Origin of the sequence: Thiobacillus sp., assembly GCF_030696885.1 — a bacterium.
Classification (GTDB): domain Bacteria; phylum Pseudomonadota; class Gammaproteobacteria; order Burkholderiales; family Thiobacillaceae; genus Thiobacillus.
Map to the genome: position 1 here is coordinate 1 of NZ_JAUYRI010000010.1, position 14,212 is coordinate 14,212.

The 14,212-nt window shown below is 63.4% G+C and carries 14 protein-coding genes and 1 tRNA gene; 6 read left to right on the forward strand and 9 right to left on the reverse strand.

Going from position 1 to position 14,212, the window contains the following annotated elements; all coding sequences use genetic code 11:
- Positions 1 to 235 precede the first annotated feature (235 nt).
- A tRNA-Met gene (locus Q8R61_RS04675) sits at positions 236 to 312 on the reverse strand.
- 286 nt (positions 313 to 598) lie between these two features.
- Between Q8R61_RS04675 and Q8R61_RS04680 the strand changes: the two genes are divergently transcribed.
- The 4 genes from Q8R61_RS04680 (at position 599) to Q8R61_RS04695 (ending at position 3,663) form a co-directional block, all read left to right on the forward strand.
- Positions 599 to 1,786: an iron-containing alcohol dehydrogenase gene (locus Q8R61_RS04680; RefSeq protein ID WP_305534723.1), complete on the forward strand. Its 1,188-nt coding sequence runs from the start codon at positions 599 to 601 to the stop codon at positions 1,784 to 1,786.
- Positions 1,787 to 1,854: 68 nt separating this feature from the next.
- Positions 1,855 to 2,427 carry a LemA family protein gene (locus Q8R61_RS04685; protein ID WP_305534725.1) on the forward strand — a complete coding sequence of 191 codons (573 nt, stop codon included), beginning with the start codon at positions 1,855 to 1,857 and terminating at the stop codon, positions 2,425 to 2,427.
- Positions 2,427 to 3,335 carry a hypothetical protein gene (locus Q8R61_RS04690; RefSeq protein WP_305534727.1) on the forward strand — a complete coding sequence of 303 codons (909 nt, stop codon included), beginning with the start codon at positions 2,427 to 2,429 and terminating at the stop codon, positions 3,333 to 3,335. The genes Q8R61_RS04685 and Q8R61_RS04690 overlap by 1 nt, the downstream gene beginning before the upstream one ends.
- Positions 3,336 to 3,387: 52 nt before the next feature.
- A complete protein-coding gene (locus Q8R61_RS04695; protein ID WP_305534729.1) occupies positions 3,388 to 3,663 on the forward strand; it encodes a hypothetical protein in 276 nt (91 codons plus the stop codon).
- Between the two features lie 12 nt (positions 3,664 to 3,675).
- Here the strand turns inward: Q8R61_RS04695 and Q8R61_RS04700 are convergent, their stop codons facing one another.
- Both Q8R61_RS04700 and Q8R61_RS04705 read right to left on the reverse strand, forming a co-directional pair.
- Positions 3,676 to 4,095 carry a hypothetical protein gene (locus Q8R61_RS04700; protein ID WP_305534731.1) on the reverse strand — a complete coding sequence of 140 codons (420 nt, stop codon included), beginning with the start codon at positions 4,093 to 4,095 and terminating at the stop codon, positions 3,676 to 3,678.
- Positions 4,096 to 5,556 (reverse strand): 2Fe-2S iron-sulfur cluster-binding protein, encoded by a 1,461-nt coding sequence (locus Q8R61_RS04705; protein ID WP_305534732.1) that lies wholly within the window; start codon positions 5,554 to 5,556, stop codon positions 4,096 to 4,098.
- 224 nt (positions 5,557 to 5,780) lie between these two features.
- On the opposite strand from Q8R61_RS04705, the gene Q8R61_RS04710 reads away from it, so the two are divergent.
- Positions 5,781 to 7,535, forward strand: coding sequence for a DHH family phosphoesterase (locus Q8R61_RS04710; protein ID WP_305534734.1), 1,755 nt, complete (start codon positions 5,781 to 5,783; stop codon positions 7,533 to 7,535).
- Between the two features lie 163 nt (positions 7,536 to 7,698).
- Here the strand turns inward: Q8R61_RS04710 and Q8R61_RS04715 are convergent, their stop codons facing one another.
- From Q8R61_RS04715 to Q8R61_RS04740, 6 genes are read right to left on the reverse strand one after another with little or no spacing between them, the layout of a single operon-like run.
- The gene (locus tag Q8R61_RS04715) at positions 7,699 to 8,334 is read right to left on the reverse strand and encodes a hypothetical protein (protein WP_305534736.1); all 636 of its coding nucleotides are present in this window, start codon (positions 8,332 to 8,334) and stop codon (positions 7,699 to 7,701) included.
- On the reverse strand, positions 8,331 to 9,152 hold the full coding sequence (locus Q8R61_RS04720; protein WP_305534739.1) for an ankyrin repeat domain-containing protein: 822 nt from the start codon (positions 9,150 to 9,152) through the stop codon (positions 8,331 to 8,333). The genes Q8R61_RS04715 and Q8R61_RS04720 overlap by 4 nt, the downstream gene beginning before the upstream one ends.
- Complete coding sequence (locus Q8R61_RS04725) at positions 9,139 to 10,701, reverse strand: putative porin (RefSeq protein ID WP_305534741.1); 1,563 nt, start codon at positions 10,699 to 10,701, stop codon at positions 9,139 to 9,141. The genes Q8R61_RS04720 and Q8R61_RS04725 overlap by 14 nt, the downstream gene beginning before the upstream one ends.
- 19 nt (positions 10,702 to 10,720) lie before the next feature.
- Positions 10,721 to 11,374 carry an energy transducer TonB gene (locus Q8R61_RS04730; RefSeq protein ID WP_305534743.1) on the reverse strand — a complete coding sequence of 218 codons (654 nt, stop codon included), beginning with the start codon at positions 11,372 to 11,374 and terminating at the stop codon, positions 10,721 to 10,723.
- A gap of 2 nt (positions 11,375 to 11,376) precedes the next feature.
- Positions 11,377 to 11,781 (reverse strand): biopolymer transporter ExbD, encoded by a 405-nt coding sequence (locus Q8R61_RS04735; protein WP_305534745.1) that lies wholly within the window; start codon positions 11,779 to 11,781, stop codon positions 11,377 to 11,379.
- A gap of 45 nt (positions 11,782 to 11,826) precedes the next feature.
- Positions 11,827 to 13,488: a DUF2341 domain-containing protein gene (locus tag Q8R61_RS04740; RefSeq protein WP_305534747.1), complete on the reverse strand. Its 1,662-nt coding sequence runs from the start codon at positions 13,486 to 13,488 to the stop codon at positions 11,827 to 11,829.
- 197 nt (positions 13,489 to 13,685) lie between these two features.
- On the opposite strand from Q8R61_RS04740, the gene Q8R61_RS04745 reads away from it, so the two are divergent.
- The gene (locus Q8R61_RS04745; protein WP_305534749.1) at positions 13,686 to 14,198 is read left to right on the forward strand and encodes a GNAT family N-acetyltransferase; all 513 of its coding nucleotides are present in this window, start codon (positions 13,686 to 13,688) and stop codon (positions 14,196 to 14,198) included.
- The last annotated feature ends 14 nt before the right edge of the window (positions 14,199 to 14,212 follow it).

Sequence of the window (14,212 nt, forward strand, 5' to 3'; positions counted from 1 at the left end):
GCTCAACTCAAACTCACGACACCAAATTAATAGCATCGCTTCATTCAAGTGTGAGCATTTATGCTAGTTGCTACCCCGGCCGAAACCAGAACAGCTACCGCAACAACACCCACACCTATCGGCTGTAAATTGTTAAAGATCAATCTCTTATTGACTTCGCTTTCACTGCGTTGCCGTTTCGAGAGGTGCGCATTCTACGGAGTTCGCAAAAAACGTCAACACCTGATTTTCGAAATGGTTGCGGGGGCAGGATTTGAACCTACGACCTTCGGGTTATGAGCCCGACGAGCTGCCAGACTGCTCCACCCCGCGCCTGTCGCAATGAAACTGCGTCAATCGAGAAGCGGAACTATAGCAAAGCGCGCCGCGCGCCGTCAACACTTGCGCGACTTATCAAACAGGCCGGCGCGGCCGAAAACCAATATTCTCAATGTTTTCAAGCAGCTGAGAAATGCGGGCTGCACGCGTGCCAGCCTGCCCGGATCGCGTCGGGTGAAGCAAGTCCGGAATGCCTGCTCATTAATTAAGCAGCCCTGTGCAGACAGGGCATTCGCAAACTCGCTACCATTCAGCGTCATCGTGATTTTGAAAGCCGCCTGTGCGCATTGCTGATTTCGCCCTTTCGCGTTTGCCACGCATTGAGTTTGGCTCGGGTGCGCTGGCCCGGTTGCCCGCCATCGTGCGCAGTTACGGGGCCCATGCCCTATTGGTGACCGGTGCCGGCTCACTTAAAAACTCGCCGTTCTGGCCAGCCGTGACGGAGGGGTTCAAGGCACAGGGGATTTCATGGCTGCATCTGACCGTGCCGGGTGAGCCTTCGCCGCAGATGGTGGACGAGGCGGTACGCGTGCTCGGCACAGAAGCGATCGATGTCGTCGTCGGCATCGGTGGCGGCAGCGCGCTGGATGCGGCCAAGGCGATTGCCGGCCTGCTGGGGCCAGGCAATTCGGTGATGGATCATCTCGAGGGCGTAGGGCCGGAGTTGCCTTACAACGGACCGGCAACGCCCTTCATTGCGGTGCCAACTACCGCCGGTACCGGCTCGGAAGCCACCAAGAATGCGGTGCTGAGCGTGTTGGGGCCGGACGGTTTCAAGAAATCCTTCCGCGACGAAAAGCTGGTGGCGGAAGTGGCGCTGGTCGACCCGGATCTGCTGGCCACCTGCCCACCCGCGGTGATTGCGGCAAACGGCATGGATGCGCTGACCCAGTTACTGGAATCCTATGTTTCCAGCCGTGCGGCGCCGCTGACCGATTCGCTTGCCTGGGGCGGGATGAAGGCAGCGCGCGACGGGCTGCTGGCTTTATATGCGGATGCCGGCGATGCCGCGGCACGCGAGCGAATGGCCTATGCGGCACTGGTATCCGGCATCACGCTGGCGCAGGTGGGGCTGGGTTCGGTGCACGGGCTCGCCGCGCCGCTGGGGGCGTTTTTTCCGATTCCGCATGGCGTGGCCTGCGGCACGCTGGTGGCAACCGCCACGCGCGTCAATATCGAAGCATTGCACACGCGTGATCCTGAAAATCCGGCGCTGGAAAAATATGCGCAGGTGGGCCGTCTGATCAGCAAGCAGGGCCAACTGGATCGCGAGGCCGCATACGCCGTCCTGATCGACACGCTTGACGCCTGGACGCGCGCGCTCGGGCTGCCGACGCTGGCACATTACGGCGTGACGCCTGCCGACATTCCGCGCATCGTCGCCAACAGCCGCGGCAGCAGCATGAAAACCAATCCGGTCCGGCTCGAGGATGCCGAGATCGCAGCGATTCTCGCGGCACGCATTTGAAGGCGCTGCACTCAAGTTAGGCTGCGCCCATCCGCTATTTCTGCGATCAAACCTCTGTGGAGTGCACCATGTCCGGTCTTCTGGTTTTCTTTATCGTCCTGGGACTGCTCGCTGTTTTTGTCATCTTTCTCTTTAACCAACTGGTGACGCTGAAGCACGCCGTCGGCAAGGCGTGGTCGAACATCGACGTGCTGCTCAAGCAGCGCCATGACGAATTGCCCAAGCTGGTCGAGACCTGCAAGCAGTACATGCAGTTCGAGCAGGAGACGCTGGAGAAGGTAATGCAGGCGCGCAGCCAGGTGGCCAGCGCACGCGCCTCGCACGACATCCCCGCATTGGGCCAGGCCGAAGGTGCACTGCGGCTGGGGCTGGGCAATCTGTTTGCGGTTGCCGAAGCCTACCCCGAGCTGAAGACCAATGAGACCTTCAAGCATTTGCAGGCGCGCATCACCGGGCTGGAAAACGCCATTGCCGACCGCCGCGAGTTCTACAACGACTCGGTCAACGTCAATAATGTGCGCGTCGAGCAGTTTCCCGATACTGTCGTCGCGCGTCTGTTCGGCTTCCGCCAGTTTCCGCTGCTGCGCTTTGCCGCCGAAGAGAAAAAGGATGTCGATCTGAAGCAGCTCTTCAATAGCTGATGCTTCGCAGAGGCCTCGTCGCGGCTGGGCGGCACGATTACGCCAACTTCGCGCTGGGCGGCGGCAACCTGCTCATCCTGCTGCTCGGTTTTCAGCTGCATTCGCCGCTGGGGTGGAAGATCAGCCTCTCGCTGGTCGGGCTCACCAGCTTCTGGGCGTGGTATGCCAACCTCAAGCGTTACCGCACTGTCGCCGACACGCCCACCTCGCGCATTACCTCCGCGCCGCAGGGCTATATCGAGATTATCGGCCGCGGCAGGCAGCCGCCCGGTGCGACGCTGGTCAGCCCGATCAGCGGCCTGCCCTGCCTGTGGTACCGCTACCGGATCGAGCGCAGAAACGATGACCGCTGGGAATACGTCGAGTCCGGCGTCTCGCACGATACCTTCGGCGTGGACGACGGCAGCGGCCAGATGCTGGTCGACCCCGAAGACGCGGAAATCATGACTTCGCACAAGCAGGTGTCGACCGCGGGCGGTTTTCGCAAGACCGAATGGACGCTGATCGAGGGCGAGACGATCTACGCCATCGGCGAACACGTGACGCTCGGCGGACCCAATGCCGTGCTCGACAAGCAGGCTGACCTCTCCACGCTGCTCGCCGAATGGAAGGCCGACAAGGCCACGCTGCTTGCGCGCTTCGACCGCAACCGCGATGGCGAAATCAGTCTGGAGGAATGGGAGGTCGCGCGCAAGGCCGCCTCCGACGAAGTCGACCGCAGCCACCTCGACATCCGTCTCGCCGATGGCATCCGCCTGCTGCGCAAGCCGCCGCACGGACGCCCATTCCTGATCGCCAACCGCGAGGTCACCGCGCTGGTCCGTCATTTTCGCCTGTGGAGCTGGGCGCACCTGGCGATCATGCTGGCGTCACTCTCTGGCCTGATGCTCCTCCCCCAGATGCTCTAGGCTTGCCGTGCGAAGTCATGCTGCCTATAGTTGGAGACATGGAGGACAGGCGATGAAACACCCCATACCCGAAACCCCTGCAGATTATGATCAAACCCGCATCGTCGAGCGGCCGGATGGCTGTTACTGGATCGATGCCGAGACCGGCGTGGAATACGGTCCCTTTGCCAGCCTACTGGAAGCGGTGCAGGACATGGAATACAACGCCGACAGCGATTACGAACCCGGCGAAACGGTGGAAGAGGCCGAGGACGAGCTGGGCATTTCTGACTGGATCGATCCCGAGACCGGCGACCCCGGTGAAATCTCCCACCGCCCGGTGGAGTGAAGTCCTGCGCGATCAGGCCCTCCCGCCCGTGTGACGCGCAGCGTCCGCTGCGGCCCGCGCCTCGCGCTCGAACACATTGTCGAAATACGGATGCCCACCGCGCAGCCACGCTGCCAGTCCGGCCAGCGGATACAGCACCAGCAATAGCACACCCCACCGCTCGAATTGCCTGACATGCGCGCGCTCATGCGCACGCGTCGCGACGAGCGCCTCGCGGGACACGCCGAGCACTACATGCCCCAGCGTCATCGCCGCCACCGAGCCGCTGAACGGGAAGCCATGCCGCAGACAGCGGCCCGGCCAGCCCCCTGCCGCCTCCAGCACGCCCGCCACCCGCTGCACGCTGCCGCCGCTGCTGCGCGCAACGAGCACGGCCAGCATGCCCAGCAAGGTCACCGGCAGCGGCCACAGATAGAGCAAAACGCGCAGCATTCAGCTGCCCAGCACCTCGGCAAACCAGCGCGCCTCGTGCAGGCCTTCGCGAACGAAATGCGCGTGCGCCTGCTCCAGCTGCGCCGCGGTGCCCACCGCATAGACGTCGAAGCGATGCAGGTCGGGGTAGTCGGTCACGATGCGCTGCAGCAGCGCATCGAGATCCCCCGTCGGCGGGTGCGGCACGTAATTGAAGTTGTCCAGTGCATCGGTCCAGGTGCGGCACAGATTGTCCTGATAGTGCCCGGCCTCATCGGCCAGCCAGTGCAGGTCCATCGATTCGGCAATCTCCAGCGACATGGCGTGCTGGATCAGACTCTTGATCGGCGCAAAGCCGGCGCCAAAAGCGAGGAAGATCACCGGCCGCGGCGAATCCTCGTCCAGCACGAATTCGCCGTACGGACCCTCCACGTCGATCGTGTCGTTGGCGCTCAGTTGCCCGAACAGCACCTCGGCGAAGGGATCGCCGGGCCGGCGCGGTACCTGCACCTCGATGTGGCGGTCCTCGCACGGACAGCTGGCAATCGCATAGCGTCCGCTGACGCCATTGAAGCCGAGCTGGATGCTCTGTCCGCCAAGAAAACGCAGGCGCTGGCTGCGCGGCGCCAGAATATGCAACGCGGCAATCTGCGGGTTGAACACTTCCACCGATTTGACCCTGGCAGCGAGCTGCTGCACCGGAATGTCGCGCGCCCCCGCCACGTTGGCTTCGATCACCACATCGTTCACCGGCGCATGGGCGCACAGCAGAATAACGCCGGCGTCTTTTTCGGCCTGCTTCAGCACGTAATCGTAGGCGTGAACCTTCTTCACCTCGCCCGACAGCAGCCGCGCCTTGCAGTCACCGCAATTGCCGTTGCTGCAGCCGTAATTGAGCGACACCCCGTTGCGCAGCGCGGCTTCCAGCAGCGTGTCGTTGCCGTCCACAAAGAATTCGTGGCCGCTCGGCTGGATGGTGACATGGGCTGACATCAGTTTAAGCATCCTTTCCTGCAAGATCACCGCCTGCGCCTGCACCGCGTCCGGCGGCGTCTCGGCCAGGTTGCGCAGCAGGAAAGCGCGCACCGTATGCAGGGCATGGTAGGTTTCGACGCTCGCATTTTCCTCGAGTTCGTCGATCTTTTCGTCCAGCCAGGTCATCACGCTGCCGTAGTGCAGCAACAGCGCCTTGGCCGCAGCGTATTCGTCACCCATTTCGTTCAATCGCGCCACCAACACATCCTTATCCGGCAGCGCACGCTCCCGCACTCGTTTGGCAAATGCCTTGTCCTTGATTTCGGTGACCCGACGGAATTCCGCGTCGTCGTCCCATTTCACTTCGGGAAACGCGCGCAGCAGTTCGTCGAGCTCGACCATGCCGTCGAAGGTCGCCAGCGACCCGCTGCGGATCATTTCCTGCAGCGTATGGCGCGGCTGGCCCACCAGCTTGGCGACGCGCGAGAGGGGAAGCAGATGACTCATGTGCGCATGGTACCCCGCGCGCCGGCCTGCAAGAATCGGCAATTCACCAGATTCTTAAACTGGGCGCGCGTTCAGGAAAATGCCGCGCGCACCATTTCGATCAGGAGGCTCACCACCAGGCGGACACTCAGCTTGCCCTGTTGGCTGCCTGCGACTGCCTTGCTTACGGTGCATGCCGCCACAACTTGATGCCGGCTTGTGCGCGGGGTGGATACAATCGCCCCATGCCACGAATCACCACCCGCCCCTGCCCTGCCGACACCTGCGCCGCGCTGCAGCAGGCTGGCATCGATCCGACCTGGGCGCGCCTGTATGCCGCGCGCGGCGTCAGCCACCCCGACCAGATCGCGCACCGCCTGCCGCAACTGCTGCCGCCGGCCGGCCTGCTGCATATCGAGCGGGCCGCCGCCTTGCTGGCCGATGCCATTGCGGCCAACCAGCGCCTGCTGATCGTCGCCGATTACGACGCCGACGGCGCCACCGCCTGCGCGGTCGGCGTGCGCGGCTTGCGTATGCTCGGCGCGCGGGTCGATTTCATCGTGCCCAACCGGCTCGAGCACGGCTACGGCCTCAGCCCTGACATCGTCAAACTCGCCGCGACGCGGCAGCCCGATCTGCTGGTCACGGTCGACAACGGCATTGCCGCAGTCGAAGGCGTGGCGGCGGCCAATGCGCTCGGTATCCCGGTCCTGGTCACCGATCACCACCTGCCGGGCGATGCGCTGCCGGACGCCGCCTGCATCGTCAACCCGAACCAGCCCGGCTGCGGCTTCGCGTCGAAGAATCTGGCGGGGGTGGGGGTGATGTTCTACGTGCTGCTGGCGCTGCGCGCCGAACTGCGGCAGCGCGGCGCGTATGCGGAACAAGTCGAACCCGACCTGCGCAGCCTGCTCGACCTGGTCGCGCTCGGCACCGTCGCCGACGTGGTGAAGCTCGACGCCAACAACCGCACCCTGGTGGCGCAGGGCCTGGCGCGCATGCGCGCCGGCAAGGCCAGCGCCGGCATCAACGCCCTGTTTCGCGCCGCCGCGCGCGACCCTGCGCGCGCCACGGTGTTCGACCTCGGTTTCATGCTGGGGCCACGGCTCAATGCCGCCGGCCGCATTGACGACATGGCGCTCGGCATCGAATGCCTGCTGGCCGATGAGCCTGCCACCGCGCAGCAGCTGGCGCAGCGGCTCGATACGCTGAATCGCGCCCGGCGCGACGTCGAATCCGACATGCTGGACGAAGCGCTTGCCATCCTCGCCGACTTCAGCCCCACCGACAGCCACAGCCTCACCGCCTGGCAGCCCGGCTGGCACATCGGCGTCATCGGCATCCTCGCCTCGCGGCTGAAAGACAAATTCCACCGCCCCACCATCGTGCTGGCCAACAGTGGAAGTGGGGGAGCGGAAGGGTCGCTGCAGCCGCAGCGGGGACCCACCGGCCTACCCCTTGCGGGTGAGCTCAAGGGTTCCGGCCGTTCAATTCCTGGCCTGCACCTGCGCGACGCGCTCGATCTGGTCGACAAGCGCCATCCCGGCCTGATTCTGAAATTTGGCGGCCACGCGATGGCGGCCGGGCTCAGCCTGCCTGCCGGTCGCCAGGACGAATTCAGCCAGGCTTTCGAGGCAGTGGTACGCGAGCTGCTCGATCCGGCCGACCTGGAAGGGGTGATCGAAACCGACGGCGAACTCGACCCCGCCGACCACAGCTATGCGCTTGCCGAGCAGCTCGACCATGCAGTGTGGGGACAGGGCTTCCCCGCTCCGCTGTTCACCGCCACCTTTGACGTGCTGGCGCAACGCGTGGTCGGCGAAAAGCACCTCAAGCTGAAACTCGGGCGCGACGGCGCGGCATTCGAGGCCATGCGATTTTTTCACTCGGACCCGCTGCCGGCACGCATCCACGCCGTCTACGCGCTGATGCCGAACGAATTCAATGGGCAGCAGACGCTGCAGCTGAAGCTGCAACATTGGGAGCCGGCGGCCGGATGACGGCCAAAAGAATGGCGGGGAAAGAACCCCGCCAAACAAAGTGCCACCGGAGGATGAAGCCTTGCCCAAGCCACTTGGGCTGGGCTCATTCTGCATGCGGAAGATGACTTTTCTCTGCGGTGCGGACACGCCAGGCATGGCCCGTTCGGCCCATGCCCTCCAATCAGGGTTTACCGCTTGCGCTGAGTTTTTCCCGATCGAGACGGTCGCGCCAGGTTTCCAGCAGATTTTCCACTTCGACTTTTTTCAAACCAGTGAAGGGCTCGGCCTGCGCCAGCGCATCCTGGCAGGACTTGTCGCGGTATTTCTGCATCATTTCGCGGCCCAGCGTGTAGAGGCTGCCGTTGTGCGTCTGGCAAGACTGCAGATCGCGCACCATGCCCGACAGTTCGCTTTCCGTGTGCTTTTTGGCGGATTCCGTCTGCGCAAGCCTCTGCGCAGTGGCCTGCTGCAGGGCCATACTGTCGGCCAACTGTTTTTCGGTGTCGGCCAGACGCGTTTTCAACGCATCGTTCTCCGTTTGCACGGCTTCAAGTTTGGCTTCCATCCGGCTGCGCGCCGCCCGTTCCCCTGCAAGCTGGCGCTTGGTGGCGCCGAATTTTTCCAGCTCGCGCTCTGCGGTTTCCTTGTCGGCCAGGGCCGCCGCTTTCTCCTGCTCGGCCTGCACGCGCGCCTGCTCGATCTGCTGCACCTGCTGCTGCATGCGGCGCAGCATCTCCTTCTCGCGGCTGTCGTTCGCCGCCCAGGATGGAGAGGTCGCTAGCACCATCATCGTTAGCAGCAATGAAAAAGTTTTCATTCGTTCGCCTCCGCAGGCAGGGGGCCGGGCAGACCGGCCGTATCGGCGCCATGTTTCAGCAACAGATGCACCATCTTGAAATCGCTGTAGGTATAGGCAAGCCACAACGGCGTATGGGCATATTTGTCGCCCGCTTCCAGCGGCGCACCCGCCTCGACGAGGGTGTCGGCGATGGCGTATTGCCCCATCGTGGTCGCGAGCGCCAGCGGCGTGCGGCCGTCACGATCGTAGCGACGGAAGTCGGGATGCGACGCCGCCAGTGCGCTCACGACGCCCACGTGCCCCTTGCGTATCGCAGCATGCAGGGGCGCATCGCCTTCTACATTCGCGCGATCGGGGTTCGCCCCGGCGCGTAGCAACATCCGGGTCGCTGGCAGGTTTCCCTTGATCGCTGCCAGCGCGAGCGGCGTGTATCCCCGCCAGACGGCCTCGGTGTCCGCGCCGGCGTCGAGCAGAACCTGCACCAGTTCGACATTGTCGTGGCGCACCGCGGCCATCAAGGGACTGTCGCCCCAGTAATCGCGCCCATTGGGGCTGACGCCATTTTTGAGCATCGCCTTGACCGTATCCGCATCCTGCCGGGCGGCGGCTTCCAACAGCCTGGCTGCATCGCCTTGCGCCGGTTGGGGCTGGACATCATTTCCGTCGGCCTGGATGCGCGCGAACGCCTCGGGCGGTCGCAAGGTCCGCGCGCTCGCGGGCGGGGGGGCGTCCGGCCGGATCAGCCAGCTGTGTTCGTTCGACTCCCAGGGCTGATCCGCCCATACCGGGGCGGAAATCAGCGCAGCCAGCAGGCAGATGACTCTAGAACTTGGCATTGAGATCAAGCTGGAACACGTCGATGGAAAGCGGCAGGCCGCTGATCTCGTCGGCCGACATCCAGCGCGCCGATAGCCAGGTGTTCTTGTAGAGGCCATAGGAGCCACCGACGAAAAAGCCCTTGGCATTGGTGCCACCGAGGTGGAAATCGGAATCGGTGAAGGCGTCAAGCACGGCGTCGCGTTCCAGGTAACGGTAGCCGACGAAGGCCTGCCATTTTTCGAAATCGTTGACAGTAGGATAGCCAACGCTGAGCTTGACCTGGTAGCCGTCGGTCTCAGGCTCGATATCCTGCCCGGTGCGCGCCAGGATCTCGGCACGGTCGAAACCGACGTTGCGCGCCCAGTCGACGCTGCCGATCACATGGATGGGATCGAACTGGGCAAAATCAGCCACCAGGGTCAGGTTGGCGATGCGGTAGTCGGCCGCCAGCGCCCACAGGTTCGTGTTGGTGTTGCCGTCGTTGTCGATATTGATGAGGCTGTTGCCTTTTTGCCGCGATTGCGGCGCAGTCGCGTTATTGAACACGTTGCCAAGCAGCGGGTTGGGGATACCCGCGATATTCCGGTAATCGTAGTAGCTCGCGCCGGCCTTGACTCGCGTCGTCTGGCTGGGCATCCACTCGGCGCCGCCCTGGATCCCGACCAGCCACTTGTCCTTGGCGCGCACGTCGATGCCGTTTTCATCAATTTCCTGTAGCGGGAAAATGCCCGCCGTGACGAACGGCCGCCAGACGCGCTCCGCATCCGGCCAAGGCCGAAAGGTGGCGGCGACGCCTTCGAAACCGAGGTCGCCGTCCCACACCAGGTCGGTGCTGAAGAAGGGATTTGGAATGCGGCCGCCGCTGATGCTCAGTCCCTCGAGCGGGGTGAGCTTGAGAAAGGCACGGTCGAGCACCAGCGAATACTTGTTGCCGGTGGTGCCGAGCGTCTGGTTGGTGGAGACCGGGTCGGACGTATTGCCGGTGGTGATGCGTATGCCCGCATCCACACCCGACACGACGTTGGCGTTGAGGCCGAGCCGCAGGCGCATCCGCTCGCGGTGACGGTCTTCCTGCGTGTTGTCGATGTCCTGGCCGATGGTCTGGAATGTAGTGGGCGGCGCGTTGCCGTCGCTGAACAGGTCGGCCTGATAGCGCAGGCGGATGTCGCCTTCCCATTTCAGGCGGTCCAGCCATTCGGGCACCGCATTGACGTCGCCCCAGCGTTCGGTCTTGGCCTGCGCCACCACTTCCTGACGGATCTGCTCGCGGATTTCGTTGCGCACATGCTCGGGAATGTAGGTCACGCGCACCACGCCCTTGTCGGTTTCCGCCTCGGCGGCCTGGGCCTGGGCTGTTTTCTCGATGGCCTGTTGCTGCGCCTTTTTCAGCATCGCATCGGCGGCTTCCTGCTTCAGCACGCCCTGCTCGACCAGCAACTGAATCAGGCTCAGCGTGGTTTCGTGCAGCATCTCGACTTTCGCGCGCTCGTCGTCGGACGCTGCCAGCGCGCTGCCCGAACACGCCGCCGCCACGGCCAGCGCCACCATTTTCTTTCGTATCGTCATAGCGTTCTCATGCTCATTTTCAGGCGCGTGAAGTCACGCGGATTTTCATCGGTTGCGGCATGTCTGCCGGCGGGCTGTCGCGCAGGGCGCGCATCCCTTTCAACGCTTCCTTCAGCACCTCGTCAGCCCGGGCATCGCCGGTGCTGTCCTCCAGGGCAGCGCGCGTCACCTGCCCGGCGCCGTCGATCCATATCTTCACAATCACCTTGTAGTTCTTGTTCTTCAGCGCCTTCTCGCGCGAAAGCGCGGTCTGAACTGCCGAGTTCACCGCATCGTTCACCAGGGCGTCGTACCACGCCCAGGGATTGCCTCTGCCACCGCTACCCGGCAACGTCGGAACACCGCGTGCGATGTCGGTCGCCATGCCGCCCTCCGGACCTTCGGCGATGCCGTCCGGTGGCGATGCATCGGCCTGCTGCGGCTCATCCGGCGTCGGCTGCGGTTCGTCCAGCTTCACCTCTTCCTCGATTTCCGGCTCGGGCGGCTTCTGCTCAGGCGGTGGAGGCGGCGGTGGCGGCGGACGCACCAGGGTGATCTGCTGAACTTTCATTTTTTGCACCGGGCCTTTCGGCGTCAGCAGGTCTTTCAGCCACAACGCGATGAGCACGGCGGCGACCAGCCCCACCGCCACCCCACCCCAGCGCATCCAGGCCGGTTTGCGGTCGTCCTCCATGTCTATTTCGCGAGCTTCTGGGTCACCAGACCCATCTGCGTGATCCCCACCTGCCCCAGCAGGTCGAGAACTTCCATCACCTTGCCGTACTGCACCACCGTATCGCCCTTGACCACCACCGGCAGATCGGGATTTGCGGCTTTCAGCGCACTGAGCTGGGTGCGCAATTCGTCGAGCGACACCGGGTAGGTATCGAGAAAAACCTGTCCGTCCTCGGTGATCGTGATCGCCTTGGTCTGCGGCTTGGCGAGACTGGGCGTATTGCTCGCTTTCGGCAGATTGACCTGAATGCCCTGCACCGATGCGGTCGTCATGATGATGAAAATCACCAGCAGCACATACGCAAGATCCAGCATCGGCACCACGTTGATCTGGTCGTATGGCTCGTTGTCATCCTGGATCTGCATGGGGGTCTTCCGTCAAAACATTCACACAAGGCGGCATGGGCTGGATCAACGGCTGTAGTTTTCCGCCAGCTTGGTAATCAACTCGTCGTTGAACACACGCATGTCGGAAGTCATGGTCTTGATGCGTGAATTCAGATAGTTGTAGCCAAACAGCGCGGGGATCGCCACGGCCATACCCGCTGCGGTCGCAAGCAAGGCCGCGGCAATGCCTGGCGCAATCGCGGCAACGTTGACATCGCCGGTCGCGGCAATGACGGCAAAGGTGATCATGACCCCCAACACCGTGCCCAGCAGCCCGATAAACGGCCCGCCGGAAATGGCAATGGTGAGCAGCACCATCAGCTTGTTCAGGCGCGTGGTTTCCTTTACGAGCCCGGTGTCCAGACTGGCGCGGATCGCTTCGAGCGATTGCGGCGACAGGTTCTTGTCCGGCATGTGCGCGGCGTCGGTATCCTTGAAACGATGCGACAGCTCGGCCGCGGCAACGTGGTAGAGACGGTATAGCGAGGAATGCCTGAATTCGTCTGCCATCCCGTGCGCCTTGTCGATCGCCCCCAGATCGGTCGACAGTGTGCGGAACCTGTTCATGAACAGGCGGTTGGCCTGGTCTACGCGATTCACATAAAGGGTCTTGACGAACATGATCCACAACGCGATCACCAGCATCACCGCCAGAATGCCGATCGCGGCCCAGCCATCCACGGTCAGCGCGCCAAACAAGGTGCCCCAGATGCCGCCATGGCCGCCCCCTTCACTGAATTCGTCTGCACCCAGCGCCACCAGCGCGCCCGTCGGGCCTTGCGCAGCCAGTACCGCGATCCAGGCTGCGTCACGCAGCTCGCCGCTCAATTGCACTTCATCCAGCTCGCCGCTGTAGCCCGCACCCACGGTCAGCGCCCCGGCAGGCAAGGCCGCACCGGGTGCTTCACCCGCCAGCTGGCCGTCGATATAAACCTTGAGCGTGCTGTCCACGGTGATCGCCAGGTGATGCCATTGGCCCGTGGTGAGCGGTACGCTGGCGGAGACGCTCGCCGCGCCCGCCTGCACGTTCACCGTGCCGCCCGCCAGCGCCACGTTCAACCCGCCTGCCTGCATTAGCGTGCCGTCGAGCGCGGCCGGCTTCAGCCACATCGCCACGCTCACTGCACCGGACGCGTTCATCGCCGGCAGCGTCAGACTTTGCGACCCGTTGAATCGGGCACCGCCGTTGGCGAACGAAGCGGCCACGCGCTCACCGCTGAACGCCGTTGCGTTGAGTTGGTTCGGCCCGCTATCCGCCGGATTGCCGCCGGCTTCGTTGAAATGAAATACCGCGCTGGCAGCGTCATAGCTGCCCTTGGAATCGGACGCCGGCACCGCCTCGACATTGCCGAAATACAGCCAGGCCTCGGTGCTGGCAGCCAGTTTTGGCACCTTCACCCAGACCAGCGCAAGCTGGTTGAGGCCATCCCATTTCTCGATGTGAAACTTGAGTTCGGTGGCGTCGTCGCCCGCCACCACACGCAGGTCGCTGCCGTCTTCGTTGGCCGACAGGAAATCGAAATTGCCGGTATGCAGGCGGATCAGCACCGGCGCATCGGCGACCTCGCCGGCCGGGTTGGTCAGCGTGATCTTCTTGCGTGCGCTCCAGTCCTCATTCCACCAGGCGTGGCTGGTGGCGGAAAACAGGGAGAGCAGCAGGGCAATCGCAACAGCAAGGACGCGCATGGGTCTTCAACCGAAATCTGGCAAGCGCCCGATTATGCGGACCGGCAATGACAGGGCATGGACGCCGGCATGGCCCGATCGGGCCATGCCGGCGCGTGCCGGTTCGGTTTCCCTGATAATTCGTCAGGATCATCATCCGCTCAAAGTATTGGGATAGGCTTGTTACCCCTGACGAGCCCGGTGAGGAGGAGAAAATCGTGGTTTTTCCTGAAGTCTGGAAGGCGGAAGACGGTTCCGTCCTGACATTACGTCGACTGAATGACTCCGATGCCGAGAACCTCATTGCGTTCGTCAGGAACCTGTCCGTCTCGGCACGCTATTTCCGTTTCGGACAGGGCGACTACGACCCGGCGTTGGATGAATCACTGAAGGTCTGCACGTTGCGCCCTGACGAGGGCATGCACCTCGTCGTGCTGACGACCGCAGACACCGGCGAGCAGGTCGTCGGCTCCGCGCGCTACGTGATCCAGCCCGACCGTTCCAGCTGCGAGTTCGTCATCGTCGTCGCCGACAAATGGGGCCACCACGGCGTCGGCCATCGACTGATGCACGCACTCCTCGAGTGTGCGAAAGGCCAGGGTTTGCAGAAAATGGTCGGGCGCATCCTCGCGAGCAATCGCGACATGCTCCAGTTCGTCAGAGGATGCGGATTCATGATTTCCGACAGCGCCGAAGGCGACTGGATGAAGATTGCGAGCATCGATCTGTGAAGCGTCGGCTGCCC